Consider the following 24,620-nt stretch of genomic DNA (forward strand, 5'->3'; position numbering starts at 1 on the left):
CTTTTATTCACGGCGCAAGTACTTCCTGCATGGATAGGCTCAAGCAGTCGCTGCTGGACGCGCCCATCATCGAGAAAGACGGGTACCACTACTTCGTTCACCCCATCAGCGACGGGGTTCCGGTGCTCGAACCGGGCCTCCTCCGGGAAATCGTCATCCGAATCATCCGGAAGGCGGAACTCGAAGACGTCGACAAGATTGTCACGCCCGCCGCGATGGGCATCCACATCTCCACGGCCGTCTCGCTGATGACCGACATCCCCCTCGTGGTCATCCGCAAGCGCGAGTACGGCCTCCCGGGCGAAGTCGGCCTCCACCAGGAGACCGGCTACTCGGAGAACGAGATGTACATCAACGACGTCGCGGAGGGCGACCGCGTGCTCGTCCTCGACGACGTGCTCTCGACGGGCGGGACGCTGCTGTCGATTACCACCGCCCTGAACGACATCGGCGCGGACGTCGCCGACGTCGTCGCGGTCATCAAGAAGACCGGCCCGAACGAACTCGAAGAGAGCGGTATCGACGTGAAGACGCTCATCAACGTCGACGTGCAGGACGGCGACGTCGTCATCGTCGACGAGCACGGCGACGGCTGACGGGGCCCGCACAGCCGGCGGATTTCGCGACGTGGCGGGGGCTTTTCCTGCGGCCGCCCCTCTGTCCTCGTATGCCGTCTGCACTATTCGTCGTCAGCGAGGAAGGCTACTGGGGAGAAGAGTGCGTCGAGCCGCTCACGACGCTCGACAGCGAGGGCTTCGAGATTACGGTCGCGACACCGAGCGGGTCGCCGCCGGTGCTCGACGAGCGCTCCGCGGACCCCGAGAACGTCGGCGAAGAGACCGCCGAGTGGGTGCGAGATGTCCACGAGAACGACGAGCGACTCAACGACCCCGTCTCCGTAACCGAAGTCGAGGCCGCCGACTACGACGCGGTCGTCTTCCCCGGCGGCCACGGCACCGCGTGGGACGTCAATCAGGACAAGCACGCCCGCCGACTCCTCCGGAACGCCGTCGAGGGCGACAGCGAGAAGGCGCTGGTCGTCTGTCACGCCGTCGCCATCCTCGCGTTCACGCGCGACAGCGACGGCGGCTTCCTCGTCGAGGGCCGTGACATCACCGGCTTCCCGAACGAGTGGGAGGAAGGAATCGTCGACGACCACGACCGGATGCCCGACGGCCGCAAACTCCCCTACTGGGTCGCCGACGAGGTCGAGGCCGCCGGCGCAAACTTCGACCCCGAACTGGACGCCGACACCAGCGTCACCGTCGACGGCGACCTCCTCACTGCACGCGGTCCCGGTTCGTCCAGTGTGGCCGCCCAGGCGCTCCTCGAAGAACTCGACGCGTAGCTGGGGAGAACTCCCACACGGCGACCGAAACAGAACCCTTAACTGCGACACCGCGCTACGATGGATTGCAGCGGGATGGGATAGCCAGGAGATTCCGCCGGGCTCATAACCCGGAGATCGGTAGTTCAAATCTACTTCCCGCTACTCCTCTGAAACTCACGCTCCACAGCGTCGCCTCCGTGCGACGCGTCGCGTGAGTTGCTGTGAGTTAGCGAAGTGGATTCGAACGAGAGAACCGAGCGTAGCGAGGTTCGCGTAGTTCAAATCTACTTCCCGCTACTTCCTGCGAACCACAAACCGCGGAGTTTCATCTCCGCGGTTCGCGTGAGCCTGTCGTCGCGGCGGATTTGAACCCTGCGAGGAACGCGCAGCGAGCGTAGTGAGCGAGCATTTCTCGCTTCGGTTCAAATCTACTTCCCGCTACTTCCTGCGAACCACAAACCGCGGAGTTCCATCTCCGCGATTGCGTCCGTCTCCTTACCTGTGATCCACAGCGTCGCGTTCGTTCAACGCGCCAGTTTCTCGCCGAGCGCCTCGCGGTAGCGGGCGGCGAGTTCGCGGACGACGAAGCGGTCGCGGGGGTCGACACCGAGTACGTGGAGAGTACCGACGTAGACCGGGAGGCCGACGAGCACACCGAGTGGGACGGCGAGCAGACCACCGACTGCGGCGCGAACGCCGGCGAGGACGGCGGCCATCGCGGCGCCGGCGACGAGCGGTCGGAGGAAGGTCGTATCGAACGGCCACAGGCCCTCGAAGCGCCGGAGCAACACGACTTGGATGCCGTTCTGGACGGCGATAGCCAGCGACGTGCCGAGCGCGGCGCCGACGAGGCCGAACTCGCGGACGAACAGGTACGTGAGCGCGACGTTCAGCACGGCGAGCAGCCAGTCGAGGGCCATGCGGGCGTACTGGTGGTCGGTCATCATCAGCAGCCAGCCGGTCGCGCCGACGGCGCTCCCGACGAAGACGCCGCCGAGGTAGACCGTCAGCGGGACGTACCCGCGCACGTAGGTCTCCCCGAACAGCCCGAGGAGTTCGCGACCGAACACCAGTTGGACGGCGAGAATCGGGACGACGCTGGTGACGATGAGCCGCGTGACCGACGAGTAGACGGCGTTCAGCGTCGCGGTGTCGTCTTCCGCGTAGAGCCGGGAGGCGACGGGCGGCAGCAGTTGGTTGAACGACAGCAGCGGAATCCACGCGATGGAAATCAACACGAGCACGACGTTGTAGACGCCGGCCGCGACCGCGGTCAGGAGCGCGCCGACGAGGAGGACGTCGACGCGGTTCTGGAACACCTTCCCGAGGCTGCTCATCGCGACCGGGAGCGCGTGGTCGTAGAACTGTCGGGCTTCCTTGCGGGCGCCGCGCAGTGACGGTCGGATACCGGTGACGCGGGACGTGATTGGGTAGCCGGCGGCGACCACGACGAACAGACAGGCGAGGAACGCCCCTGCGACGCCGACGACGGAGTGCCCGAGCGCGAGCGCGCCGACGGCGCCGGCGAGTCGGGCGGCGGGACGGAGGAGCTTGTTGAACAGGACTTCGCCGCGCGCGGAGCCGCCGGCGCGGAAGGTCGCGGCGTACACCATCACGAGGCCGAGGAGGACGACGAAGACGCCGAACAGCCGCATCGTCGCCGGGAACTCGGGGTGGGCGACCGTCTGGCCGTTTATCCACGGTGCGAGCACCCAGACCCCCGCCGCGATGAGCACGCCGACGCCGAGCGTGGTTGCGTACGCGAGCCCCGTCGCGCGAGACTGACCCGCAGGGTCGTCCTCGTAGGCGGGGAGGTAGCGCTGGAGCGTCGGCACGCTGCCGAACGTGACGAGCCGGGAGAGCAGTTGGGCGATGCGCCACGCGAGCGCGTACACGCCGTACGCGACGGGGCCGAGGCCGCGCGCGAGCACGAACTCCGAGGCCGTAATCAGCGCGCGCTGGGCGGAGACGCCGCCTGACGTGACGACGGCGCCGTGGACGATCGTGAGTAGCGCGTCGCGTTCCTCCTCGGGGATGTCGTCGTCCTGCGCGCCGCTCATCCGTAGCTACCGCCGAGTGGCGGCTGCGAACTTTAAGCCGTTCGATTCGGGGGGCTGCCGGCCCGAGTCGACAGATACCCGAAAGCGTTTAGCGGCGGCCGCGCACGATTCGGTCGATGGAGTACGGCGTCGTCTTGAGGTGGTGGCTGCTCTACCAAGCGCTGTTGGTGGTCGGGCTGCCGTTCGCCGCGCGACTACTGCCGGACGCGCCCGACCGCGGCGCATCGCTGGCCGTCCCAACGGCCGTGGTGTTGCTGGCGGTGCCGACGCTGTGGGTCGGCCAACTCGCGTTCGGGCTGTGGGTCGTCGTCGGCGTCGCGGCGGCGCTTGTCGCGGCGTCGGCGTGGCTGGCGCGCGGCGGCGTCGACGTGCCCAAGCGCCCGCTCGCGGAGGTCGTCGCGGTGTTCACCGTGGCGTTCCTGTTCCTGATTGCGATTCGCGCGGCGGCCGACGGCGTCCACCCCTACGGCGGCGAGAAGTTCCTCGACTTCGGGCTGCTGCAGAGTCTGCTGCGCGCGGACCGCCTCCCGCCGCAGGACTTCTGGTTCGCGGGCGAGCGCGTCGTCTACTACTACGGCGGCCACCTGATCGCGTCGATGCTCGCGTTGCTGTCCGGGACGAGCGGCCGGTTCGCGTACGACCCGGCGCTAGCGGGGTTCTACGCGATGGCCGTGACCGCTGCGTACGGGCTCGCGAGCACGATTACTGCCGCTCGGTTCGAGGATAGCGAGGCGGTTCCGGGGTCGACGGCGCTCGGCGTCGCGGCCGTCGTGTTCGTCGCGTTGCTCGTCACGCTGGGCGTGCCGTGGTACTACCTCGCCGTGCCTGCGGCGTTCGCGGCCGCCGTGTTCGCGGGGTCGACGCGGGTTCGCGCGGGGATTCTGGCGGCGTTCGTCTACGGGTTCGCGAGCAACCTCGTGACGCCGGTGCGCCTGCTCGCGGGCACCTACGACGTGGTGCGGCAGGCGGTCGTCGCGGCGGGCATCAAGTCGAATCGCGCGCCGTCGATTTCGCCCGCGGAGTTCGACATGTGGCACGCGAGCCGCGTGGTGGAGACGGGTATCAACGAGTTCCCGCTGTTCGCGTACCTGAACGGCGACCTGCACGCGCACATGATGAGCGTCGCCGTGCTGTTCCTCGCAGTCGGCGTCGGACTGGCGTATTCGCGAACCCCCGAGTCGTCGCGAAGGCGCCGACTCGCGTTGCTGTTCGGCGCGTTCCCGGTGACGGCGGCGATGATTCTCACCGTGAACACGTGGAGTTTCCCCGCCGTCGCGGGCGTGGCGATGCTGAGCGTCGCGCTCGCGGACGCCGACCCGCGGACGCTGCTGCCCGAGTCGTTCGCCGCGCGAGCCGAGCGCTCGACTCGGACTGCGCGGGAACTCCAGCGCGTTCTCTTCGGTGTGGGCGTCGCACTCGCAGTCGCCGTGCTGGGACTGGTCGTCGCAGGGCCGTTCGTCAGCAATGTCCTGCTCGCGGGCGCGAGCAACCAGCATCCCGCGGCGTTCCCCGTGCCGACGAAACTCGGCGCGTTCCTCCTCGTCCACGGCCTGTTCCTCGTGGCGTTCGGCGCGTACCTCGTCTCCCGAGTCGCCCGTGACGCCTCGGACTGGGCGGCCGCCGGCCTCGCTGCACTTGCCGCGGTCTTGCTCGCGGCGTCGTTCGACCCCGTGATTGCGGGGGTGCGCGTCGGCGTCGTCGGCGTGATGCTCGCCGGCCCGCTACTCGTGGGCGCATGGCTGCTGCGGCGCCGGGACGCGGTCGGCTTCGAGGGCGTGCTCGTCGTCGCAGGCGCGGGCCTCGTCGTCATCATCGAGTACGTCTACCTCGCTGACGCCGCGTCCTACGAGCGCTACAACACGATTTTCAAGGTGTACGCGCAGGTGTGGGCGCTGTGGTCGGTGCCCGCCGGCGTCGCGCTCGCCGCTCTCGCCGCGCGCACGCCCGACGCGTCCCGCGTGCGGTCCGTCGGCGGCACCGCACTCGCCGTCCTGCTGGTCGTGTCGGCGTCCATCTACGGCGGGTTCGCGCTCGCCAACCACGCCGACAACGCGGACGACGCGACCCTCGACGCCTTCGAGTACGTCAACGACCAGCGCCCCGGCGAGGCCGCCGCTATCGAGTGGCTGAACGACAAACCGGGGCAACCACACATCGTCTCCGCGCCGGGGACGACGCTGTACTCGTGGCAGAATCCGGCGTCCAGTCTCACGGGCATCCCGACGGTCGCTGGCTGGTCGCACGCCGGCAACTACCACAGCGACGAGGCCTACCGGACGCGCGTCAGCGACGTGGGCGTCGTCTACGAGACCAGCGAAGCCACGTCGCGGGCGATCATCCTGCGGAAACACGACGTGCGCTACATCTGGGTCGGACCCGTGGAGCGCGAACGCTACAACGTGCGCGTCACCGACGCGGAACCCGGCGTCAGCGTCGCGTTCGACAACGAGAACGTGACCGTCTACGAGGTCGAGCAGTCGGAACTCGTCGAGCGGTGAGAGTCTAAACCGCGAGGTCGCCGGCGCGCTTGTGGACGGTGACGTCGTCGGCGTCGACGGTGTCGACGTCGAGCCAGTGCGGGACGAAGTTGCGCTTCTCGTAGTCTTCGAGTTCGTCCTCGTCGCCGACGACACACCACAGCTGGACCTCGTCGGGGCCGTGCCAGTCGCCGTTGCGCGTCACCTGGAAGAGGACTTTCTCCTCGCCGTCGTACTCGATGACGCCGTCACGGCGCACGCCGGGGTCGCCGTGGATGATGAGTCGCTTCATGCCAGCGGCTTCGGAGGGTGACGGATTAAACGCTTCGAAGCCGGCCGTCACTCGCTGGCGTCGAGCGCGGCGCCCAGCCAGTACGCCGGCAGTCCGAACAGTGCGACGAGGACAACCCACGCGACGAGGAGGAACCACAGCAGCGCGCTCGGTCCGAGCAGCGCCACGACACCCGCAAGTGGCGTGATGGCGGCGACGAAGGGCACGACGACTGTCGCGATTTCGGACCACTGGTTCGCGCGCTCGGTTCTGGTCGCACCGACGACGGTGAACGTCCAGACGTGCGCGGCGAGCAGCCCTGCGGAGAGCGCTCGTCCCGCCGTCGGAAGCGCAACTTCGGGATGTGCACGTGAGCCGATGATGGCACCGAGGACGCCGAGCGCGAGCGGTGTGCCGACCGCAGCGGCGGTGAGCACGCGCGTGTCACCGAGCCGTCCGCTTGCGGCGAGCGCGCCGACGAGGACCGCAGTGAGCGCGGCGAACAGCGCGGTCGCACCGACGAGCATGAAGTAGGTGTCCGCCTGCCCGCTCGCGAACACGACGGCGGTGACCAACACGCCCCCTGCTGCGAGCGCCATGCCGACGCGCTCGGTGTTTTCGGGCGTGCCGACGCGGTCGACGAGCGCCCCGAAGCCGCCGAGGAGGCCCGCGAGCACGACGGCCGGCGCGGCGAGCGCGAGTGCGGCGGCCCCGAGGAAGCCCGGCAGCACTTCGACCCCGATTGCGAGTTCGGTCGCGACTGTCGAGATAACGCCGCTGTCGGGCGCGAACGCCACGAAGTCGTTGTCGAGGTACTCTCCGGCCTGCCGAGTGACCACCGAGTCGCTGCTCGCGCCCGCCGTAATCGTGTAGCTGTCGGGCGCGTACAGGCGGACTGTGTCGGTGTTCACTTCCCAGCCCGAGGGCGCCTCGCGGACGGCGTCCGTGAGCACGATGCCGCCCAAGGACGTGTGGCCGAAGTCGGGGTCCGTGTACGCGACGGTCACTCGGGAGCCGTCGACCCGGAGAGTTGCGTCCGTGGGAACGGGTGCGAGGCCATCGTTCTCGCCCGCGAGCGCGGTGACGACAGCATCTCCGTCGTCCGCTACCCGCGTTGCGCCGTCGCCCGCGAGTTCGTTCTCGACGGCGATGCGCGCGCTCCCGTTCGCGCGGACGCGGACTTCCATACTGGACTCGACGACGGTGACCGATACGCCGGCGTCGCTGGCGGCTGACTCGAACGAGTCGCCGCAGGCGCCGCAGACGTTTTCGGGTGGTGGTGCGGCGGCGGTGCCGCCTGCAGCGAGCGCGAGTGCGACGACGAGTGCGACTGTGGGGAGGGCGAGCGCGCGGCGCGAGACCATGCCGGTGGCGTTGTCACCGCGGAGCAAAAACCTGTGCCTCGGCTGGGAGGTCTCGTCCGCGAAACCAAACGGATTTTAAGCGGCCGCGTGTAACCGAGAGACAACAGAGCTGATTTAGCCTATGGAGATGCCACGCCGATTCAACAGCTACTGCCCGCACTGTGACGAACACAACCAAATCGAGGTCGAGAAAGTCCGTACCGGCCGTTCCTCCGGCATGAAGTGGGACGCTCGCCGCACCAAGCGCGCGAACGCCTCCATCGGGAACCACGGCCGCTTCTCGAAGGTGCCGGTCGGCAACAAGCCGACGAAGAAGACGGACCTCAAGTACCGCTGCAACGAGTGCGGTAACGCTCACCTCCGCGAGGGATGGCGCACCGGCCGTCTCGTCTTCCAGGACTAACAATGTCGGGAGGATTCTTCAAAGTCGAGTGTCCGGATTGTGAGAACGAGCAAATCGTCTTCGGTAAGGCCTCCTCGGAGGTCGCCTGTGCCGTCTGCGGAACGACGCTCGCGCGTCCGACCGGCGGCGAGGCGGAGTTCACCGGTGAGGTCGTCGAGACTGTCGAGGCGAGATGAAGTACGTCGGCTGGCCCGAGGAGGGCGAACTCGTCGTCGGCAAGGTCGACGACATCGAGGACTTCGGCGTGTTCGTCGACCTCGAAGAGTACGAGGACAAGCGCGGCCTCGTACACGTCAGCGAAGTGGCCAGCGGCTGGATCAAGAACGTTCGCGACCACGTCAACGAGGACCAGACTGTCGTCGCGAAGGTGCTGGACGTCGACGAGTCCGCCCAGCAGATCGACCTCTCGCTGAAGGACGTCAACGACCACCAGCGGTCGGACAAGATTCAGGAGTGGAAGAACGAGCAGAAGGCCGACAAGTGGCTGACGCTGGCGTTCGGCGAGGACATGGACGACGACCAGTTCCGCCGCATCGCGAACGGACTCCTCTCGGAGTTCGGCAGCCTCTACGAGGGGTTCGAGCAGGCCGCGATTCACGGCTACGAGGCCCTCGAATCGACTGACCTCGACGACGACGAGCAGGACGCAATCGTCGAGACCGCACGCGAGAACGTCTCCGTGCCGTACGTCACGGTGACGGGGTACGTGACGCTGACGTCGCCGGACGACGACGGCGTCGACGACGTGAAGGAGGCCCTGCAGGCCGCCGAGGGCAACGGCGAGGTGCCCGACGAGGCCGACCTCGACGTGACGTACGTCGGCGCGCCCGAGTACCGGATTCGAGTGCAGGCGCCGAACTACAAGACCGCCGAGGACCAGCTGGAAGCCGCCGGCGCCCGCGCCGTCGAGGAGATCGACGCGCAGGGCGGCGACGGGAACTTCCACCGCGAGCGCCAGCTCGAAGAGGAATGAAGTCCGACATCCGGGTGTGTTCGGCGTGGCGCGAGCGCCACGACCGCCCGGTGTACACGCTTTCTGCGGAGTGTCCCGATTGCGGCGCCGACGCCGTCAACAGCGCGCCGGCGCCGTTCGACCCGGAGGACCCTCACGGGCGGTACCGACGCGCTCTTAAGGAACGCAGCCGCCCCTAGGGTATGGACGAAATCGACATCGCGTGGGAATCCGAGCCGGAGCTGGACGACCCCGTGTTCGTCGAAGGACTGCCCGGCGTCGGGCACGTCGGGAAACTCGTCGCCGAGCACGTCGTCGAGGAGGCGGACAGCGAACTCGTCGCACGCGTGCACAGCGAGCACTTCCCGCCGCAGGTCACCGTCGGGGACGACAGCGTCGCGGCGCTCGCGAACGCCGAGATTCACGCCGTCGACACGGAGGGCCGCGACCTCCTCGTGCTCACGGGCGACCACCAAGCGCAGGACAACACCGGGAACTACCGCGTCACGGAGGCATTCCTCGACGTCGCCGAGGAGTTCGACGCGAGCGAACTGTACGCGCTCGGCGGCGTCCCCACCGGGGAACTCGTCGAGGAGCACGACGTCATCGGCGCCGTCTCGGACGCCGACCTGAAAGAGCGCCTCGAAGCGGCCGGCGTGGAGTTCCGCAGCGAGGAGCCGGCGGGCGGCATCGTCGGTTCCAGCGGCCTGCTGCTCGGACTGGGCGGCCGCCGCGGCTTCGACGCCGCCTGCCTGATGGGCGAGACGTCGGGCTACCTCGTGGACCCGAAGGCGGCGAAGGCCGTGCTCGCGGTGCTCGAAGATATGCTCGGCTTCGACGTCGACGAGGAAGCCCTCGACGACCGCGCCGAGGAGATGGAGGAGGTCGTCAGCCGCCTCCGCGAGATGGAGGAGGGCCCGAGCCCCGGCGGTGAGGAAGACCTCCGGTACATCGGCTGACGGCGACTCGCTTCCCTTCTTTTTGGCGTGCTAGTGGACCGCTGGACCTAACCCCCCGTAGCGCCGACTGGGGTGCGTGAGCGATACTCCGTCGTGGCTGGCGTTCGGCGAGCGCGCCGCGTACCTGCCGGAGGCGGACGCGCTCGTGCTCGCTGATGTCCACGTCGGTCGGGACGCTGCTTCCGACGTGGCGCTGCCGCTCGGGGAGCGCGCGGACCTCGTGGAGCGCCTCGACGCCCTCCTCAGAGAGTTCGAGCCGTCGTCGGTCGTCGTCGCGGGCGACCTTCTGCACGTCCGCGAGACCGTTCCAGAGGGCGTCCGCGAGACTGTCGACGCTATCGTGGCCGCCGTCGACGACGCTGGAGCGACGCTTTCTGTCGTTCGCGGGAACCACGACACGATGCTCGACGCCGTCGACATCGACGCCGAGGACTCGGTCGTGCTCGCGGACGGCACCGCGGTCTGGCACGGCCACGACGACCCGCCCGTGGACGCCCGCCGGTACGTCGTCGGCCACGAACACCCCGCGGTCGAAATCGAGGGCGCGCGCCACCCGTGTTTCCTCTACGGCCCACAACAGCACGAGGGCAGCGACGTCGTCGTGCTGCCGGCGTTCACGCGGCTCGCGCCCGGGACGCTGGTGAACGGCCTCCGCCGGGACGACTCGCTGTCCTCGATGCTCTCGGACCCCAGTGGATTCCGCCCCGTCGTCGTCAGCGAGGGGGAGACGCTGGCGTTCCCCGCGCTCGGCGAGTTCCGCGGGCTACTGTAAGTCCGCGCTGACCGCGTCCGCCGCCGCGTTTCCGCTCTCCAGCGCGCCGTTGATCGAGGAGTCGTGGGTGTAGTCGCCTGCGAGGTAGACCGCGCCGTCGGGCGCGCGGACGTCCGGCAGCGATTCGTGGACGCCCGGCGGTTGGGCGAACTGCGCGAACGGCAGGCGGTCGGTGCGCAGCAGTTCGAAGTCGCCCAGCGACGCCGCCGGGTACCACCCAGCCAGCGTCTCCCGCGTCCGGGTTTCGAGGTCGCCGTCGGACTCGACCCGCACGTCGTCGCCGGCGTCCTCGTGGCCGACCGTCGTCGCGGCGACGAGCGCGCGGCCGTCGGGCGCGTACTCGGGCGCGACGCCGGACAGCGGCGCGACCGTCGTCGGCACCTCGCCGCCGGCGTTGAGGTGGATGCGGTCGCTGTCCGCGAGCGGGTGGCCGGACGGCACCGCGAAGTGCTGGGTGACACAGCCCCGGGCGTCGGTCGGAATCGCGTCGACGCCCGCGAGTTCGCGGCTGGACTTCGGGTCGGCGGCGACCACGACGGCGTCGGCGTCGACCGTCTCACCGGGAATCTGGACATCGACCGCGGCATCTCCCGGTGCGACTCCCTCCACGGGCGTCTCCGTCACGATGCGCGCGTCCTGCTCGATTGCGGCGTCAACGAGCTGGCGCGCGATGGCTCCCATCCCGCCTGCCGGAATCACCGTCTTCCCCTCAGAGAGCATCTTGAACGTGAACTCGAAGACGCGTTTGGAGGTGTCGAGATCGCGGTCGAGCGTGATGCCGCCGTAGAACGGCCGCACGAACCGGTCGACGTACCGCTCGGAGAAGCCGTACGCGTAGAGGTACTGCTCGATGGTGGCGTCCGGTTCCGCGAAGATGTCCTCGACGGACTTCGATTTCAGGTCCGCGCGCAGTCGAACCGTGCGGAGTTTGTCCATCGCCGACACCTCGCTGTTGAATAGCGTCTCCGCGAGCGCGCCGGGTTCCCGCAGCGGGTCCGCGAGCACCGACCGCTGGTCGCCCCGGCAGATTGTCGCACCGGCGGAGAACGCGCGCAGGTCCAGCGCGTCGAAGTCCAGTTCGCGGCGCGCCGCGGGGTACGCGGTGAACAGCACTTGGAAGCCGCGGTCGAAGACGAAGCCGTCTCCGCGCCGCGAACGCACGCGCCCGCCGACGTCCTCCTCGCGCTCGAACAGCGTCACGTCGAAGCCGTCCGCGGCGAGGTGGCGCGCCGCGGTCAGGCCCGCGAGCCCACCGCCGACGACGACAATCCGTGAGTCAGTCATGCCCGAGTCTTCGCCCGCTGGCGACAAGAACGTGCGGGCTCCCGGGGCGGGCGCGCCGGAAGGGACAGGGCTTTTCGCGCCCGCTGCGAAGGCCCGCGCATGGAGACGACGCCGGCCTTCGAGGGGCTTCAGTGCGTAGACTGCGAAGAGACGTTCGACCCGGAGACGGCGACCCACCGCTGTCCGGACTGCGGGGGCATCCTCGACCCGACCTACGACTACGACAGCCTCGACGTGACTCGAGAGACCTTCGAGTCGCGGCGCTTCGACTCGATGTGGCGCTACGAGGAACTGCTGCCGTTCTCGCGGAATTCGGCGATTTCGATGGACGAGGGCGCGACGGCGCTCGTGTCGTGCCCGACGCTCGCCGACGAGATGGGCGTCGGCGAGGTGTACGTCAAAGACGAGGGCCGGAACCCGACGGGGACGTTCAAGGACCGCGGGCAGACGGTCGCGGTGACCGCTGCCGACCAGCATGGCGCCAGCGACGTCGCGCTCGCGTCCGCGGGCAACGCCGGGCAGTCCGCCGCGGCGTACGCGGGCCGCGCGGGCATCGACTCGCACGTCTTCCTGCCGTCGCGCTCGGGGTTCGCGAACAAGGCGATGGTGAACGTCCACGGCGGCGACATGACCATCGTGGAGGGCCGCATCGGGGACGCGGGCGCGGCCTTCGACGACGCGATGGACGAGCACGACGACTGGTACTCGGTGAAGACCTTCGAGACGCCGTACCGCCACGAGGGCAAGAAGACGATGTACTACGAGACCGTCGAACAACTCGATTGGGAGACCCCGGACCACGTGGTCTACCCGACCGGGGGCGGTGTCGGTCTCGTCGGCATGCACAAGGCCGCCAAGGAACTCCGCGACCTCGGCCTCACTGAGGAGCTCCCGGCGATGTACGCGGCGCAGGCGGAGAGCTGTGCGCCCATCGTGCGCGCGTTCCAAGAGGGGCGGGACGTCCACGAGCCGTGGGACACCCCCGACACCATCTGCGGCGGCATCGAGATTCCGGACCCGGGCGCCAGCCCGCTCGTACTAGACGCGCTCCGGGAGAGCGACGGCGGCGCCGTCGCGACCAGCGACGAGGAGATTCTGGACGCCGCGACGCTCGTCGCCAAACACGAGGGCCTGGAGATGGGCGCGACGTGTGCGGCGGCCGCGTCGGGCGCGTCGGCGCTCGCCGAGGACGGCGCGTTCGGCGAGGACGACACGGTCGTCATCCTGAACACGGGCACCGCGAACAAGGACGCAGACGTGCTGCGCTCGCACCTGATGAGTAAGGGAATCTGATTCGGACGTAGTACGCGGACGAATTTTCCGAGGCGCGGTTAGGTCGCCGCCGCCTCGGGCGTTTCGCCGGTCGAACCCAGCTCTCGCTTGTTCTTCAGCGTGAGCGCGACGAACAGCAGGAAGCCGACGCCGCGAAGCGTCAGGTCCAACAGTAGCGCGTTCACCGACACCGTGATTCCGGCGAACCCGAGCAGGTCGAACACCGACGTCGAGAGCATGCCGGGCGCCATGAGGAGCAGGGAACTGAGCGCGAAGCCTGCCCGTTCGAGGCGCTCGACCTTCGTGTACAGCGTGCCGATGACGGTCGCGCCGAGCGCGACGACGCCGAGGAAGACGCCGACGATGGGCACCAGAATCTCGGGCACGGAGTACGACAGCTCCGCGAGGTCACTGAAGTTGACCACGCGGTAGCGCTCGCGCAGCGGCAACTCGGCCGCGTTCGCCTTCTCCCGGAGGAGGACGATGCCGGGCGCGAGCACGAATGCGAACGGGACGATTGCCTTGTTCAGCGACAGCGAGAACGCCTTCACCCCGGTTTGGAAGGGGTCGGATTTCGCCACTCCACTGGCCGCGTAGGCCGCGACGGCGACCGGCGGCGTGATGTCGGCGATGACGCCGAAGTAGAGGATGAACAGGTGTGCGGCCAGCAGCGGGATGCCGAACTCCACGAGCGGCGTCGCGAGCATCGAGATGAGGATGATGTACGTCACCGTCGTCGGCATCCCCATGCCGAGGATGATACAAGCGACAGCGGTCACGAGCAACATCACCACGATGGAGCCGCCCGACAACTCCAGCAACAGCGAGGTGAGGTTCGGCCCGAGGCCGGAGACGCTGATGACGCCGGGAATGATGCCGGCGGCGGCGACCGCGACGACGACCGGGACGGCCGTCCGTGCGCCCTCGTCCATCGACTTGATGACGAAGGTCCCGGTGCGGAACAGCTGATTCTTGCCGAGGTCGGTGCCTGTCCGGTCACCCGCCGACTCCGCGGCGTTCTGCACAGTCGGATTCAGGTCCAGTAGCTTCGACTGGACGTTCGTGTAGACCAGCATCGTCACGGCGCCGGCGACCATCGCGTACCAGCCGAGTCGCGGCGCGACGATGCCCGCGGCCTCCGCGAGCGGGAGGCCGGCGCCACCGGCGCCCGCGAGGAGGCGCGTGAACGGGACGCCGGCGACGACGTGACTCACGAGGTCGATTCCCGTGACGACCGCCAGCGCGCCGACGAGGAAGCTACGCGTCTGTTCGCTGTACGCCGCGATGAACGTGATGAGCGCGACGAGCGCGACGAGCGTGAACCACGCCGAGCGGGACACGGAGAGGCGCTCGATGATGAGGTAGTACAGCAACAGGAAGATGGGGACGAGGTAGAACCAGCCCTGTTTGAGGTGCTCGGTCATGGACGCGGTTTCGAGGTCTTCGACCCCGCCGATTCCCTCTTGGACCGCCTTCAGGTGGACCATCACCCACACGCCGAAGAAGAACACGATGGCCGGCACCGTCGCCAGCAGGATGATGTCGCGGAACGGCGTCGCGGTGTACTGGACCATCAGGAACGCTGCCGCCCCCATCACGGGCGGGAGAATCTGGCCGCCGGAGGACGCCGAAGACTCGACGGCGCCGGAGAACTCCGGCGAGTACCCCGAGCGCTTCATCAGCGGGATGGTGAACGCGCCCGTGGTGACCGTGTTCGCAATCGACGACCCGGAAATCGTGCCCATGAAGCCGCTGGCGAGGATGCTCGCCTTCGCGGGGCCGCCCTTGCGGTCCCCGGTGGCGGCGTACGCGAGGTCGATGAACCACTGTCCGGCCCCGCTCATTTCGAGGAACGAGCCGAACAGGATGAAGATGTAGATGAAGCTCATCGAGACGGTCACGGGAATCCCGAAGACGCCGTTCTCCGTGTTGTACCAGAGGTTCTGGATGATGTCCGGCCACGTCGTTCTCGGAATCGCGAGGAGACCGAGGAACGGCGTGTTGCCGCTGATGAGGTAACCCCACCGGGCGTACACGATGAACGTCGCGACGATAATCATCAGCGCCAGCCCGAGCGTCCGACGGGTGGCTTCCAGAACGAGGAGGATGCCAATCACGCCCAGAATCATCGCGTACGAGACGTCGCTGACGATGGGTAGGCCGCCCAGAACCGGTTCGAGGAACGTGTACACCTCCGTCACCGTCCGGCCGGATTCGAGACCGAACGCGCGCATGTCCTGTATCTCCCCGAACTCCGTGAGGAAGTACAGTGCGCTGAGGACCGCGAAAACCATACACACCACGTCGAAGGGCGTGACGCGACTGCGGTTGGAGTCGACGAACGCCCAGCGGGCGACGCCACGTACTCCGTCCAGCACGCGTGCGACGGGGTTCGAGCCGAGTCGCGCGGTCGCGGCGTCGACAGCCGAACCCAGCCGGCCCGAGATGACGCCCCCACCCATCGACGCGGGGAACATCAGGAACGTCAACACGAGCGCGAACGCCACGTGGATGGCGTTGGCTTGGAGCAGCTGCAGCCCCACTTCGATGTCGGCGACCAGCGGCAGCGGAATCGTGAAGTAGAAACTCTCGGCCGCTAGAATTAGCTGGAACAGCGAGAACAGAATTCCGATTACCGAGACGGCGAGGGCGGCCAGCCCCTTCAGCGACCGCCGCCGCTCGATTTCGTCGATGAGTTCGTCGGCTTCCTCTCTGGACAGTTCCGCTTCGTCGCCGTCGGTTTGGTTGTTCGTACTCATAGGAATGCGTCAGTCAATGTCCGTCGTTCGAGGTGAATGCGAACGTCACTCGCGTTCGTCTCCGCGACCAAGTCGAAGCGTTCGTCGTCGACGACGAGCGTGTGGTTCGCAACCCGGCCGGGTGAGACGAGCAGCGTCTCCGTCGTCATGATGGGCTCGGGCGGCTCGTAGACGAACGTCCCGTTGACGTTCGTGACGTTGACCCGCGACGGGAGCCCCCAACCGTAGGACTCGAACTCCATTCGCGTGTTGACGAGCGTGTCGCCGTCGACGCGGTACTCGTCGTAGACGGGCGTCTTCTCGACGCTGTGCATATACTGGAGTCCGACGGTGCTCCCGGTCTCGACGTGCTCCGTGATGTACGGTTCGCCCGTGTCGATGTCTTCGACGACGAGCACTCGTCCGGTCGAGACGCCTGCCGCTCCGCTGGCGAGCGCTGCCAGTGTCACGAGAAGTACGGCCGCCAACGCTACCACGACTCGTTTTCGTCGAAGGATTCGGTCAATCACGATTGGAAGTGGAGGGTGCTGTTAGGGAACTGAGGGGACGCGAGCGGCGGTGCCGCGGGTGCTTCGGATTACGCGTCGAAGTACGCCGCTGCGCCGTCGTGAAGCTCGATGGACATCCCGTCCTGTGCGCTGTCGGCGGAGATGAAGTCCGTCTTGAGGGTCAGCTCGTCGACGTTGTCGAAGATGGCTGCAGTGACCGTCTCGACGGTGTCAGCGGGCACGTCGGAGTTCGTGGCAATCATCGCCTGCACGGCGACGGTTTCGACGGCTTCGTCGACGCCGGAGTACGTGCCTGCGGGAATCGTGTCGTCGGCGAACCAGGAGGCCGCGTCCTTGACCGCTTGGCGGTTGTCGCCCTGAATCGGGACGATCTGGACGTTGTTCGTGGTCGCGAGCTCCTCGATTGCGCCGACCGGCCAGCCGCCGACGACGAACGCCGCGTCGATGTCGCCGTTCGCGAGCTGTTCGGACGCCTGCGAGAAGCCGGCGTTCTGCTCGTTGTAGTCCGTGATGCCGACCGCTTCGAGAATCTGGTTCGCGTTGACCTGGGTCCCGGAGCCGAGGTCGCCGGTGTTGATGGTCGCGCCGCTGAGGTCGCTCAGCGTCTCGATGTCGGAGTTCCCCAGCGTCACGACGGTGATGGTTTCGGGGTACAGCGTCGCCACGCCTTCGAGGTTCTCGATGGCGTTCCCTTCGAACGTGTCGATGCCCGTTCCGTTCTTCGCGAAGTACGCGATGTCGTTCTGGATGAGCGCGAAGTCCGCGGAGCCGTCCGCGAGGCTCCCCACGTTCTCGACGCTGGCGCCCGTCGACTGGACGTTCAGCGAGAAGTCGGTGTTCTCCTCGACGATGGTCTTGATCTCGTTCGAGAGCGGGTAGTACGTCCCGCCCGTACCGCCGGCGTGCCAGCTCAGGCGCGTGCTCCCGCTGCCGCCGTCAGTGTTCGTCCCCGTCGAGGTACCGTCGCCGTCTCCGTCGCCGTCGCCGCCGTTTCCGCTACAGCCGGCGAGCGCGGCCACACCAGCAATACCTGTCGCTTCGAGGAACCGACGACGTGTCTTTTCGGATGACATACAATGTCACATTGTTCGGAAGGTTTATATCACTATCGTGTAGACGGCGGTGTTTGCCGACACATCACACTGTCACCCCACGTGAACACGACGCGCTACTCGCCGGAACGTAGAATCGCTACACCCGCAGAGACGGGGATAGTTAGTGGCACCACCAACCAACAGTTTCTCACCGCCAACTATTTGTTTAGACGCGTCTAAAGAACGACAACGAATGCTCTCGGACGTCATGGAGGACTACCTCAAGACCGTCTACGTGCTCCAGCGCGAGCGCGGCCCCCCGGTCAAGACCTCCGCAATCGCCGACTACCTCGACGTGACGCCCCCGACGGTCACCAGCATGGTCGGGAAACTCGAAGAGCGCGGACTCGTCGCCCGCGAGAAGTACAAGGGCGTCGAACTCACCCCCGAAGGCGAAACCGTCGCGCTGGAAGTGCTTCGCCACCACCGCCTCCTCGAATCGTTCCTCGCGGACCACCTCGACTACGAGTACGACGAAGTCCACGACGAAGCCGACGCGCTCGAACACCACATCAGCGAGGAGTTCGAGCGACGTCTCGCCCGGAAACTCGACGACCCAACCGTCGACCCGCACGGCGACCCCATTCCGAGCGCGGACCTCGAACCCCCCGAACACCCCGACACCACCGCGCTCGCCGACCACGCCGCCGGCGACCGCGTCGTCGTCGCGCGCGTCGACGACCGCAACGTCGACGAACTGCGCTACCTCAAGGACGCCGGCATCCAGCCCGGCACCGAACTCGCCGTCCGCGAGCACGCCCCCATCGGGCTGTTCGTCGTCGAGGTCGACGGCGAGGACGTCCACCTCCCGGACCGCGTCGCGGGCGTGATTCGCGTACGTGAAGTCGGTGACGGCGACGCCGAGGTGACCGAAGCGTGACCGGCTTCGCGGAGCTGGCCGCCATCGCGTTCGCCGCGCAGCTCGCCGCCCTCCCCGGCGAGAAAGTCCAGTTCATCATCGCCGGGCTGTCCACGCAGTACGACCCGAAAGTCGTCGTCGCCGCCGCCGCCAGCGCGTTCGCCATCTGGACCGCCATCGAGATCGTCGTCGGGAACGCGCTCCGCACCGCGCTCCCCGGCGTCTACCTCGACGCCATCACGGGCGCGCTGTTCTTCGTGTTCGGCGTCCTCCTGTTGCGCTCGATGCCCGCCGACGGCAACCGCGGACCGATGCAGGGCGACGGCGGCATCGTCGCGCTCGGCGGCCGCTTCGAGCAAGCCACCATCTTCGGGCGCGCCATCCCCACGTACTTCGGCGGCTTCGTCCCCATCTTCGCGATGATGTTCGCCGGCGAGTTCGGCGACAAGACACAGATGGTCACCATCGGGCTGGCCGCCCAGTACGGCGCCGCGCCCGCCATCTGGGTCGGCGAGATGGCCGCCATCATCCCCGTCAGCCTACTGAACGCGATGTTCTTCGCGCGGTTCTCCCGGAGCTTCGACGCCCGCCGCGCGCACCTCGCGGCCGCCGCGCTGTTCTTCTTCTTCGCGGGGGACGTCGCGCTCCAACTCGCGTTCGACGTCTCCGTCTGGGAGACCATCGTCGAAACGCTCGCCGGTCTCCTCCCGGTCGCACTGACGCCGTAATCGGGGAACTTTTCTCGAATCGCGACTACCTGTAGTCGTGTTCGACGCAGTCGTCTCCGTGGTCGCCGGGCTCGCGCTCGGCCTGTCGCTGGCCGCGCCACCCGGACCGATGAACGCCGTCATCGCCGAGGAGTCCGTGACGCGCGGCTGGCGCGCCGGCTTCTTCGCGGGACTGGGCGCGATGAACGCCGACGCGTGCTTTTTCGTGTTGGCGTTCGCCGGCGTCGTCGCGTTCGTGCAGGACGCACCCGCCGTCAAGACCGCGATGGTCGGTATCGGCGGCGTGCTCATGCTCTACTACGCCTACGGCGCGTTCCAGAGCGCGGGGTCGTTCTCCGACGCCGACCCCGCCGAGGGCCGCGGCTTCAGGAAGGCGTTCGTGCTCGCGCTCGCGAACCCCTACCAGTTGACGTGGTGGCTGACCGCCGGCGTCGCGCTCCTGAACCCCAGCGAGATTACGGCGTTCGGCCTCCAGCTGTCCGCCGCCAACGGCGCGCTCACCATCGTCGGCTTCTTCGCGGGCATCCTCGTCTGGGTCGCGGGGTTCCCCGCGTCGCTGCGCGCGGCCGGCGAGCGCGTCGACGCGTTCGGCTCGGTCGTCGCGTACGTCAGCGCGGGCGCTCTCGCACTCTTCGGCGTCCTCTTCCTGAAAACAGCGGTCGGGCTGTAGCTACTCGCGCATCCCCGGCACTTCGGCTTCCAGCCACTCGTGGAACCACCGCACGCGCTTGACGCGCTTGTGGGCGATGGAGTCGGCGGTGTCGCTCTCCACGCGCTCGGCGGCGTTCTCCCCGCGTTCGAGCACGCGGTCTATCATCTCCGCGGCGTCGACGTGCGTGCGGGCCTCGTAGCCCATCCGCAGCAACATCAGCGCCGCGCCGTTCGCGCCCGCCTTGTCGAGGACGTCTCCCTCGATGAGACACCGCGTCTCCAGCGGGAGCTCCGAGAGGTCGCCCTGATGGGAGTGGTCGGCGATAGCCGCACACACTTGGTCGATGAACGACGGCGCGAAGTCGCCGTGAGTCTCCAAGTACTTCCGCGCGATGCGCGCGCCCTCGTCGGCGTGCTCCTCCTGTTCGGCTTCCAGTTTCGCGATGTCGTGGAACAGCGCCGCGACACGGACGACGTCGACGTCCGCGCCCTCCTCGGCGGCGATGCGCTCGCCGAGCTCGACGACGTTCAGGATGTGCGTGAACCGGTACTCCGCGGAGTGCCACGGGTACCACCGCATCCGCCCGCCGTCGTCCTCGTTCTCCACGCTCGCTTCGAGGTAGTCGCGGACGAACGCCGCCATCTCGTCGAACTGCTGCTCGGAGACCGGCGACTCCTTTATCTCGACGCCCACGGTCTCACCTCCGTTGCGTGGCGTACACGTACAGTCATTACTACAACGAAGGCTTGTTTCTCTCTTTAGCCTTTTGCAGGTCTCCCGAGAACCAGTGCGTCAGTCGAGGTCGTAGTCCGCGACCGCCGCTTCGCAGTCCCGCATCGCGTCGAAGCGCTCCTCGTCGGGGTCGTCGATGGGGACGGACTCGACTTCCACCCAGCCGTCGTCGTACACCAGTCCCGCCACCCAGTCGTCGGTGCCGAGGATGACGCGCTCGGTGATGACGACGGGTTCGCGGGTGTCGGCCTCGACGGCCTCCTCGCGGTCGACGGGCACCACCAGCGAGAACGCGTCGTCGTGGTTGAGGGCCGCGACCTCCTGCTGTCGCAGCGGCCGGTCCGGCAGCGACTCCAGCGTATCGCTCATACCGACCGCAGGCGGCCGCGACGCTTAGGCCGTTCGCTCTGTCGGCTCCGGAGGCCTATTTATTCACGCCGCTACAACACACACAAAAGCTATATACTGACACTCCATCGGCTCGAATCGAGATGCCGCTCTGCCAGAACTGCGAGTCCTTCGTCACGAAGGACTACGTTCGCGTGTTCACGCCTCCGGGCGTCGAGCAGCCCCGCGTCTGTCCGGACTGCCCCGACATGGTTCGGGACGGCGCCGACGTCCGCGAAGCCCGCGCGACCCGGTCGTAACGCCCACACACTACTCGCGACCCGACGCGCGCTCTGCTCGCCCTCCCCTCGTTTTCGCGTTCGTTCCCCCCGATACGGCGCCCGCGTCTACTTGGCAGCGTCGACGCCCTCGACGAGTTCCGCGCCCGTGATTTCGAAGCGCGCGCCACCGTCTTCGGCGTCCGCGACGGTGACTGACCAGCCGTGCGCGTTCACGATTTCCTCGACGATGGCCAGCCCGAACCCCGTGCCGTCCTCGCTGGTCGTGTACCCGTGTCCGAAGACGGCTTCGCGTTCGTCCTCGGGAATCCCGGGGCCGTCGTCCGCGACGTAGAATCCCTCGTCGAGCGTGCCCACGCGAACCGTGACGTTCTCGCCGGCGTGCTCGACGCTGTTCCGGAAGAGGTTCTCGAACACCTGCTTGAGGCGGTTCCGGTCGCCGCGAACGGCGAACTCCTCGACCACGTCCAGTGTCGCGGTCTCGCTGGCGACGCGCTCCCAGCACTGCTCGACGACCTCGCTCACGGCGACGCGCTCGCGGTCGGAAACCGCCTGCCCCTCGCGCGCGAGCGTCAGCGTGTCCTCGATGAGCGTCTCCATTCGTTCGAGCGCGTCCGCGACCGCGTCGAGGTGTTCACTGTCGCTGTCCTCGCGAACGAATTCCAAGCGCCCGCTCGCGACGTTCAGCGGCGCTCGAAGGTCGTGGGAGACGATGGTCGCGAACTCCTCGAGGCGTTCGTTCTGTCGCTCCAGTTCTCTCGTGCGCTCGCGCAGTCGACGCTCGGACTCCAAGCGCGTGAGCGCCTCCCGAGCGTGGCCCGCGAGCAACTCCGCCAACTCCCGGTCGGTCGAATCGAACGCCGCCGGCTCCCGCGAGACCGCCTGAAACGTCCCGATATTCGCAATCGGCGTCGTCAACGCCGACCGGTACTCGGGGTCCGCGGGCGTAATCTCGTGCTCCCGGAGGTCGTCGGCGACGATGGTCTCCTGTCGCTCGTACGCCCGCGTCGCGAACGTGTCCTCGTCCAGCGGCGTCACCTCCCAGTAGCCCTCCGTGTCCGAGTCCAGCGACCACGCCGCCTGCACGAGCTCGTCGTCCCTGCAGATGTCCACCGCTACCAAGTCGAAATCGAGGATGTCCTCGGCGGCGTCCACGAGAATCTCGTACACCTCGCCGTCCCTGTCCGCCGTCTCCAAGTCAGTCGCCGCGTCGTGCAGCGCCGCCAGCGCCTGCCCGCGCTCGCGGTCCTGCTTCACGTCTCGGACTGTGCAGACGAGCTCGTCGCGCTCGGTCAACGCCAGCGTGTGGTCCTCGACGAACGTCTCGCCGTCCGCGCGCAGCCCGGGCGTCTGCCCGCTCCACACGCCCTCCTCGTGGACTGTCGGGAGAATCTCGTCCTCGACGCGCGACACCGCGTCGTCGGGGTACAGGATTCGCCAGTGCTCGCCGACGAGTTCGTCGGGCTCGTAGCCGTAGAGGTCGGCGTACGCTTCGTTCACGTACATGAACTCGCCGTCCGCGTCGAGGATGCTGATTCCCTCCTTCGCGGCCTCGATGGCGTCCAACTGCCGCTGCCGCTGGGACTTCGCGCGCGCCGTGTCGACGTAGTTCAGCACGCGGTTCGCCAGAATCGTGTACTGCTCGGTGCCGGCCTCCTTCTGGAGGTAGTCGCTCGCGCCCGCCGAGATGGCTTCGCTCGCGACCTCCTCGCTGCCCTTCCCCGTGAAGAGGATGAACGGGAGGTCGGGGTACTGCTCGCGGACGGCTTCCAGGAACTCGATGCCGTTCTTCTCCGGCATGTCGAAGTCGGAGACGACGCAGTCGACGTCGTCCGAGAGCATCGCGTGCGCTTCGCTGGCGTTCGTGGCGGTCACGACCTCGATTCGGTCGTCCTCGCGTTCGAGGAACTCGCCGGCCATCTCCGCGAACCCCGGCTCGTCGTCGACGTGGAGGACGCGGATGGAGTCGGTCATTACCACGACTACGGGCTACAGATTAACGGGTTTGCCGGTTCGCTCGGTTGGAAGCCCGACACCCCTTTAGTTCCTCAGGTCGCTGCGAAACTCGCGGCTCCGGGTCCGGTTCGTCACTGTGCTACTGGTCGAAGTAGTGGAGGATGGCCCGCCAAAAGTGCAAGAAATTTGACAATAGCCCTGGGCAGATTCGAACTGCCGTCATGGGCTCCAAAGGCCCATATGATTGGCCGCTACACCACAGGGCTGCATCAAGAATTCAGGGTTCCGATTTAATATGTATTGCGAGACGCGGATTACGATGGCGGGAGGAGTTCCATGTTTCCGTGCTCGGCGTACGCGTGACAGCTCTTGCAGAGCGCGATGAGATTGTCGACAGTATGCGCGTTCTGCGGGTCGTCGAACGTCCGTACGGGTTTGATGTGATGCACGTCCGGGTTCTGGCCGAGTTCGCGTGCTGTGGCCCCGCACTTCTGACAGCGGTAGTCGTCCCGTTCGAGCGCTTTCCGTCGAACTTCTCGCCACCGGCCGTTGTAGACGGCTTCCCCGTCCCCGTACTGGTCTGACATCCACGCGTTCTGGCAGTCGTTACTGCAGAACCGGCCGTGCCCTTGGCGTCTGTTGCATTCGAGGACCACCATCGGCTCGTCGCAGTAGTCACACGTCCGTTCGATTCGTTCGACGTCGACTGTTTCGGCGTAGGGAGTCCCGAGGAATTCGTCCGCCTCAGCGACGCAATCCGAACAGTAGACACCGTCCTTGTTCGAGGGATAGTAGTCGAAGGTGTCGCCGCACTGCTTGCAGTCGGTCGTCTCTTTGGCGCCGCTGTAGTTCCCGTTTTTCTCTCCTGCCTGTGAGTAGCAGTCGTCGCAGTACGTGCGCCGGGATTTCGGGTCGTAGAACTCGGTGCCGCAGTCGGCACAGGTCCGGTTCGGGAGTGGGTCGCCGTGGACTTTCGTGTGGTGCTGGCGTGTCCCCTGCTCCGTCGAAAGCGTCTTCCCGCAGGTCGGGCAGTCCATACCGACGCCACGCGTGGCCCCGACTAGAAATTTAGCCCACTTAAAGAACTGCTCAGTCGTCGGCTTCGATGCCTTCCTCGACGAGCAGGCCGCAGGCGTCGGCTTCCGCGTCGAAGCACTCCGGACACTGCGGCTCGCGGTCGATAATCATGTCGAGGCGGTCGGCGACCGTCTCGTCGATGACGGGCTCCAGTTGCCGGGCCTCAGCGCGGAAGTCGTCGACGTCGAGGACGTTCGCGAGGAAGCGTTCGAGGATGCAGTACGTCTGCAGCGCCTCGCGGGCGCGGGCTTCGCCGTCGTCGGTGACAGTCGCGCCCTTGTACTTCTCGTGGGCGACGAGCCCGCGCTCCTCGAGTTTCCCCACCATCTCGTTGACGCTCGCCGGGCTGACGCCGAGGCGGTCGGCGAGCTCGCCGGTCGCCGCCGGGCCGTCCTCGAGCTGCTCGACGAGGAAAATCGTCTTCAGGTACTGGTCGGCAGTGTTCACGCGACACACCTCCGCTGTGGGGTCATCTGTTTCGTGC

General features: G+C 67.3%; 26 protein-coding genes and 2 tRNA genes. 15 read left to right on the forward strand and 13 right to left on the reverse strand.

What is annotated here, in order from left to right:
* Positions 1 to 29: 29 nt before the first annotated feature.
* The 3 genes from hpt to AVZ66_RS03360 all read left to right on the forward strand — a co-directional run bounded on the left by hpt (position 30) and on the right by AVZ66_RS03360 (position 1,492).
* On the forward strand, positions 30 to 596 hold the full coding sequence (gene hpt, locus AVZ66_RS03350) for a hypoxanthine/guanine phosphoribosyltransferase (RefSeq protein WP_058981826.1): 567 nt from the start codon (positions 30 to 32) through the stop codon (positions 594 to 596).
* A 71-nt stretch (positions 597 to 667) separates the two neighbouring features.
* Entirely contained in the window at positions 668 to 1,348 is a 681-nt protein-coding gene (locus AVZ66_RS03355; RefSeq protein ID WP_058981828.1) for a type 1 glutamine amidotransferase domain-containing protein, read from the forward strand.
* A gap of 69 nt (positions 1,349 to 1,417) precedes the next feature.
* Positions 1,418 to 1,492 (forward strand) — tRNA-Met (locus AVZ66_RS03360).
* A gap of 362 nt (positions 1,493 to 1,854) precedes the next feature.
* Here the strand turns inward: AVZ66_RS03360 and AVZ66_RS03365 are convergent.
* The gene (locus AVZ66_RS03365; RefSeq protein WP_058981830.1) at positions 1,855 to 3,390 is read right to left on the reverse strand and encodes a lipopolysaccharide biosynthesis protein; all 1,536 of its coding nucleotides are present in this window, start codon (positions 3,388 to 3,390) and stop codon (positions 1,855 to 1,857) included.
* Positions 3,391 to 3,506: 116 nt separating this feature from the next.
* On the opposite strand from AVZ66_RS03365, the gene AVZ66_RS03370 reads away from it, so the two are divergent.
* Positions 3,507 to 5,888, forward strand: coding sequence for a DUF2298 domain-containing protein (locus AVZ66_RS03370; RefSeq protein WP_058981833.1), 2,382 nt, complete (start codon positions 3,507 to 3,509; stop codon positions 5,886 to 5,888).
* 4 nt (positions 5,889 to 5,892) lie between these two features.
* Here AVZ66_RS03370 and AVZ66_RS03375 read toward each other — a convergent pair whose 3' ends face one another.
* Together AVZ66_RS03375 and AVZ66_RS03380 are read right to left on the reverse strand one after the other, a co-directional pair.
* Entirely contained in the window at positions 5,893 to 6,159 is a 267-nt protein-coding gene (locus tag AVZ66_RS03375; protein ID WP_058981835.1) for an HAH_0734 family protein, read from the reverse strand.
* Positions 6,160 to 6,206: 47 nt separating this feature from the next.
* Positions 6,207 to 7,502 (reverse strand): hypothetical protein, encoded by a 1,296-nt coding sequence (locus AVZ66_RS03380; RefSeq protein ID WP_058981837.1) that lies wholly within the window; start codon positions 7,500 to 7,502, stop codon positions 6,207 to 6,209.
* A gap of 121 nt (positions 7,503 to 7,623) precedes the next feature.
* Between AVZ66_RS03380 and AVZ66_RS03385 the strand changes: the two genes are divergently transcribed.
* From AVZ66_RS03385 to AVZ66_RS03405, 6 genes are all read left to right on the forward strand, one after another.
* On the forward strand, positions 7,624 to 7,905 hold the full coding sequence (locus AVZ66_RS03385) for a 50S ribosomal protein L44e (RefSeq protein WP_058981839.1): 282 nt from the start codon (positions 7,624 to 7,626) through the stop codon (positions 7,903 to 7,905).
* 2 nt (positions 7,906 to 7,907) lie between these two features.
* On the forward strand, positions 7,908 to 8,081 hold the full coding sequence (locus AVZ66_RS03390; protein ID WP_058981841.1) for a 30S ribosomal protein S27e: 174 nt from the start codon (positions 7,908 to 7,910) through the stop codon (positions 8,079 to 8,081).
* The gene (locus AVZ66_RS03395; protein WP_058981843.1) at positions 8,078 to 8,878 is read left to right on the forward strand and encodes a translation initiation factor IF-2 subunit alpha; all 801 of its coding nucleotides are present in this window, start codon (positions 8,078 to 8,080) and stop codon (positions 8,876 to 8,878) included. The genes AVZ66_RS03390 and AVZ66_RS03395 overlap by 4 nt, the downstream gene beginning before the upstream one ends.
* A complete protein-coding gene (locus tag AVZ66_RS15605) occupies positions 8,875 to 9,057 on the forward strand; it encodes an RNA-protein complex protein Nop10 (protein ID WP_059056254.1) in 183 nt (60 codons plus the stop codon). Before AVZ66_RS03395 ends, AVZ66_RS15605 begins: the two co-directional genes overlap by 4 nt.
* Positions 9,058 to 9,060: 3 nt before the next feature.
* On the forward strand, positions 9,061 to 9,816 hold the full coding sequence (locus AVZ66_RS03400) for a proteasome assembly chaperone family protein (RefSeq protein ID WP_058981844.1): 756 nt from the start codon (positions 9,061 to 9,063) through the stop codon (positions 9,814 to 9,816).
* A 76-nt stretch (positions 9,817 to 9,892) separates the two neighbouring features.
* Positions 9,893 to 10,588, forward strand: a complete 696-nt coding sequence (locus AVZ66_RS03405; protein ID WP_058981846.1) for a metallophosphoesterase — start codon at positions 9,893 to 9,895, stop codon at positions 10,586 to 10,588.
* Here AVZ66_RS03405 and AVZ66_RS03410 read toward each other — a convergent pair.
* Positions 10,580 to 11,872 (reverse strand): NAD(P)/FAD-dependent oxidoreductase, encoded by a 1,293-nt coding sequence (locus tag AVZ66_RS03410; protein WP_058981847.1) that lies wholly within the window; start codon positions 11,870 to 11,872, stop codon positions 10,580 to 10,582. The genes AVZ66_RS03405 and AVZ66_RS03410 overlap by 9 nt on opposite strands.
* 99 nt (positions 11,873 to 11,971) lie before the next feature.
* On the opposite strand from AVZ66_RS03410, the gene AVZ66_RS03415 reads away from it, so the two are divergent.
* Positions 11,972 to 13,165, forward strand: a complete 1,194-nt coding sequence (locus AVZ66_RS03415; protein ID WP_058981849.1) for a threonine synthase — start codon at positions 11,972 to 11,974, stop codon at positions 13,163 to 13,165.
* Positions 13,166 to 13,203: 38 nt separating this feature from the next.
* Here AVZ66_RS03415 and AVZ66_RS03420 read toward each other — a convergent pair whose 3' ends face one another.
* From AVZ66_RS03420 to AVZ66_RS03430, 3 genes are all read right to left on the reverse strand, one after another.
* On the reverse strand, positions 13,204 to 15,903 hold the full coding sequence (locus AVZ66_RS03420) for a TRAP transporter permease (protein WP_058981851.1): 2,700 nt from the start codon (positions 15,901 to 15,903) through the stop codon (positions 13,204 to 13,206).
* Positions 15,900 to 16,352: a DUF1850 domain-containing protein gene (locus AVZ66_RS03425; protein WP_231727069.1), complete on the reverse strand. Its 453-nt coding sequence runs from the start codon at positions 16,350 to 16,352 to the stop codon at positions 15,900 to 15,902. Before AVZ66_RS03425 ends, AVZ66_RS03420 begins: the two co-directional genes overlap by 4 nt.
* 128 nt (positions 16,353 to 16,480) lie before the next feature.
* Positions 16,481 to 17,485 carry a TAXI family TRAP transporter solute-binding subunit gene (locus AVZ66_RS03430; protein WP_058981853.1) on the reverse strand — a complete coding sequence of 335 codons (1,005 nt, stop codon included), beginning with the start codon at positions 17,483 to 17,485 and terminating at the stop codon, positions 16,481 to 16,483.
* 214 nt (positions 17,486 to 17,699) lie between these two features.
* Here AVZ66_RS03430 and AVZ66_RS03435 point away from each other — a divergent pair, with 214 nt between their 5' ends.
* The 3 genes from AVZ66_RS03435 to AVZ66_RS03445 are packed head-to-tail and all read left to right on the forward strand — an operon-like array spanning position 17,700 to position 19,763.
* On the forward strand, positions 17,700 to 18,386 hold the full coding sequence (locus tag AVZ66_RS03435) for a metal-dependent transcriptional regulator (protein ID WP_058981855.1): 687 nt from the start codon (positions 17,700 to 17,702) through the stop codon (positions 18,384 to 18,386).
* On the forward strand, positions 18,383 to 19,093 hold the full coding sequence (locus tag AVZ66_RS03440; protein ID WP_058981857.1) for a TMEM165/GDT1 family protein: 711 nt from the start codon (positions 18,383 to 18,385) through the stop codon (positions 19,091 to 19,093). The genes AVZ66_RS03435 and AVZ66_RS03440 overlap by 4 nt, the downstream gene beginning before the upstream one ends.
* 37 nt (positions 19,094 to 19,130) lie before the next feature.
* Positions 19,131 to 19,763 carry a LysE family translocator gene (locus AVZ66_RS03445; protein WP_058981860.1) on the forward strand — a complete coding sequence of 211 codons (633 nt, stop codon included), beginning with the start codon at positions 19,131 to 19,133 and terminating at the stop codon, positions 19,761 to 19,763.
* Here AVZ66_RS03445 and AVZ66_RS03450 read toward each other — a convergent pair whose 3' ends face one another.
* Positions 19,764 to 20,438, reverse strand: a complete 675-nt coding sequence (locus AVZ66_RS03450; protein WP_058981861.1) for an HD domain-containing protein — start codon at positions 20,436 to 20,438, stop codon at positions 19,764 to 19,766. It lies immediately after the preceding gene.
* Between the two features lie 99 nt (positions 20,439 to 20,537).
* Positions 20,538 to 20,846: a hypothetical protein gene (locus AVZ66_RS16100; protein WP_058981863.1), complete on the reverse strand. Its 309-nt coding sequence runs from the start codon at positions 20,844 to 20,846 to the stop codon at positions 20,538 to 20,540.
* 122 nt (positions 20,847 to 20,968) lie between these two features.
* On the opposite strand from AVZ66_RS16100, the gene AVZ66_RS16550 reads away from it, so the two are divergent.
* Positions 20,969 to 21,124 (forward strand): hypothetical protein, encoded by a 156-nt coding sequence (locus AVZ66_RS16550; RefSeq protein WP_169793386.1) that lies wholly within the window; start codon positions 20,969 to 20,971, stop codon positions 21,122 to 21,124.
* An 87-nt stretch (positions 21,125 to 21,211) separates the two neighbouring features.
* On the opposite strand, the gene AVZ66_RS03460 is transcribed toward AVZ66_RS16550, so the two are convergent.
* The 4 genes from AVZ66_RS03460 to AVZ66_RS03475 all read right to left on the reverse strand — a co-directional run bounded on the left by AVZ66_RS03460 (position 21,212) and on the right by AVZ66_RS03475 (position 24,583).
* Positions 21,212 to 23,077: a response regulator gene (locus AVZ66_RS03460; RefSeq protein WP_058981865.1), complete on the reverse strand. Its 1,866-nt coding sequence runs from the start codon at positions 23,075 to 23,077 to the stop codon at positions 21,212 to 21,214.
* Positions 23,078 to 23,252: 175 nt separating this feature from the next.
* Positions 23,253 to 23,325, reverse strand: a tRNA-Gln gene (locus tag AVZ66_RS03465).
* Between the two features lie 48 nt (positions 23,326 to 23,373).
* Positions 23,374 to 24,096, reverse strand: coding sequence for an HNH endonuclease (locus AVZ66_RS03470; RefSeq protein WP_058981867.1), 723 nt, complete (start codon positions 24,094 to 24,096; stop codon positions 23,374 to 23,376).
* Positions 24,097 to 24,148: 52 nt separating this feature from the next.
* Complete coding sequence (locus tag AVZ66_RS03475; protein WP_058981870.1) at positions 24,149 to 24,583, reverse strand: metal-dependent transcriptional regulator; 435 nt, start codon at positions 24,581 to 24,583, stop codon at positions 24,149 to 24,151.
* Between the last annotated feature and the right edge of the window lie 37 nt (positions 24,584 to 24,620).

It is taken from the genome of Halobacterium sp. CBA1132, from assembly GCF_001485535.1.
GTDB lineage: Archaea > Halobacteriota > Halobacteria > Halobacteriales > Halobacteriaceae > Halobacterium.

Excerpts from the sequence above, each read along its gene's own strand:
- hpt (WP_058981826.1), top strand. The coding sequence starts at position 30 with ATGGATAGGCTCAAGCAGTCGCTGCTGGACGCGCCCATCATCGAGAAA.
- AVZ66_RS03355 (WP_058981828.1), top strand. The coding sequence starts at position 668 with ATGCCGTCTGCACTATTCGTCGTCAGCGAGGAAGGCTACTGGGGAGAA.
- AVZ66_RS03365 (WP_058981830.1), bottom strand. The coding sequence starts at position 3,390 with ATGAGCGGCGCGCAGGACGACGACATCCCCGAGGAGGAACGCGACGCG.
- AVZ66_RS03370 (WP_058981833.1), top strand. The coding sequence starts at position 3,507 with ATGGAGTACGGCGTCGTCTTGAGGTGGTGGCTGCTCTACCAAGCGCTG.
- AVZ66_RS03375 (WP_058981835.1), bottom strand. The coding sequence starts at position 6,159 with ATGAAGCGACTCATCATCCACGGCGACCCCGGCGTGCGCCGTGACGGC.
- AVZ66_RS03380 (WP_058981837.1), bottom strand. The coding sequence starts at position 7,502 with ATGGTCTCGCGCCGCGCGCTCGCCCTCCCCACAGTCGCACTCGTCGTC.
- AVZ66_RS03385 (WP_058981839.1), top strand. The coding sequence starts at position 7,624 with ATGGAGATGCCACGCCGATTCAACAGCTACTGCCCGCACTGTGACGAA.
- AVZ66_RS03390 (WP_058981841.1), top strand. The coding sequence starts at position 7,908 with ATGTCGGGAGGATTCTTCAAAGTCGAGTGTCCGGATTGTGAGAACGAG.
- AVZ66_RS03395 (WP_058981843.1), top strand. The coding sequence starts at position 8,078 with ATGAAGTACGTCGGCTGGCCCGAGGAGGGCGAACTCGTCGTCGGCAAG.
- AVZ66_RS15605 (WP_059056254.1), top strand. The coding sequence starts at position 8,875 with ATGAAGTCCGACATCCGGGTGTGTTCGGCGTGGCGCGAGCGCCACGAC.
- AVZ66_RS03400 (WP_058981844.1), top strand. The coding sequence starts at position 9,061 with ATGGACGAAATCGACATCGCGTGGGAATCCGAGCCGGAGCTGGACGAC.
- AVZ66_RS03410 (WP_058981847.1), bottom strand. The coding sequence starts at position 11,872 with ATGACTGACTCACGGATTGTCGTCGTCGGCGGTGGGCTCGCGGGCCTG.
- AVZ66_RS03415 (WP_058981849.1), top strand. The coding sequence starts at position 11,972 with ATGGAGACGACGCCGGCCTTCGAGGGGCTTCAGTGCGTAGACTGCGAA.
- AVZ66_RS03420 (WP_058981851.1), bottom strand. The coding sequence starts at position 15,903 with ATGAGTACGAACAACCAAACCGACGGCGACGAAGCGGAACTGTCCAGA.
- AVZ66_RS03430 (WP_058981853.1), bottom strand. The coding sequence starts at position 17,485 with ATGTCATCCGAAAAGACACGTCGTCGGTTCCTCGAAGCGACAGGTATT.
- AVZ66_RS03435 (WP_058981855.1), top strand. The coding sequence starts at position 17,700 with ATGCTCTCGGACGTCATGGAGGACTACCTCAAGACCGTCTACGTGCTC.
- AVZ66_RS16100 (WP_058981863.1), bottom strand. The coding sequence starts at position 20,846 with ATGAGCGATACGCTGGAGTCGCTGCCGGACCGGCCGCTGCGACAGCAG.
- AVZ66_RS16550 (WP_169793386.1), top strand. The coding sequence starts at position 20,969 with ATGCCGCTCTGCCAGAACTGCGAGTCCTTCGTCACGAAGGACTACGTT.
- AVZ66_RS03460 (WP_058981865.1), bottom strand. The coding sequence starts at position 23,077 with ATGACCGACTCCATCCGCGTCCTCCACGTCGACGACGAGCCGGGGTTC.
- AVZ66_RS03470 (WP_058981867.1), bottom strand. The coding sequence starts at position 24,096 with ATGGACTGCCCGACCTGCGGGAAGACGCTTTCGACGGAGCAGGGGACA.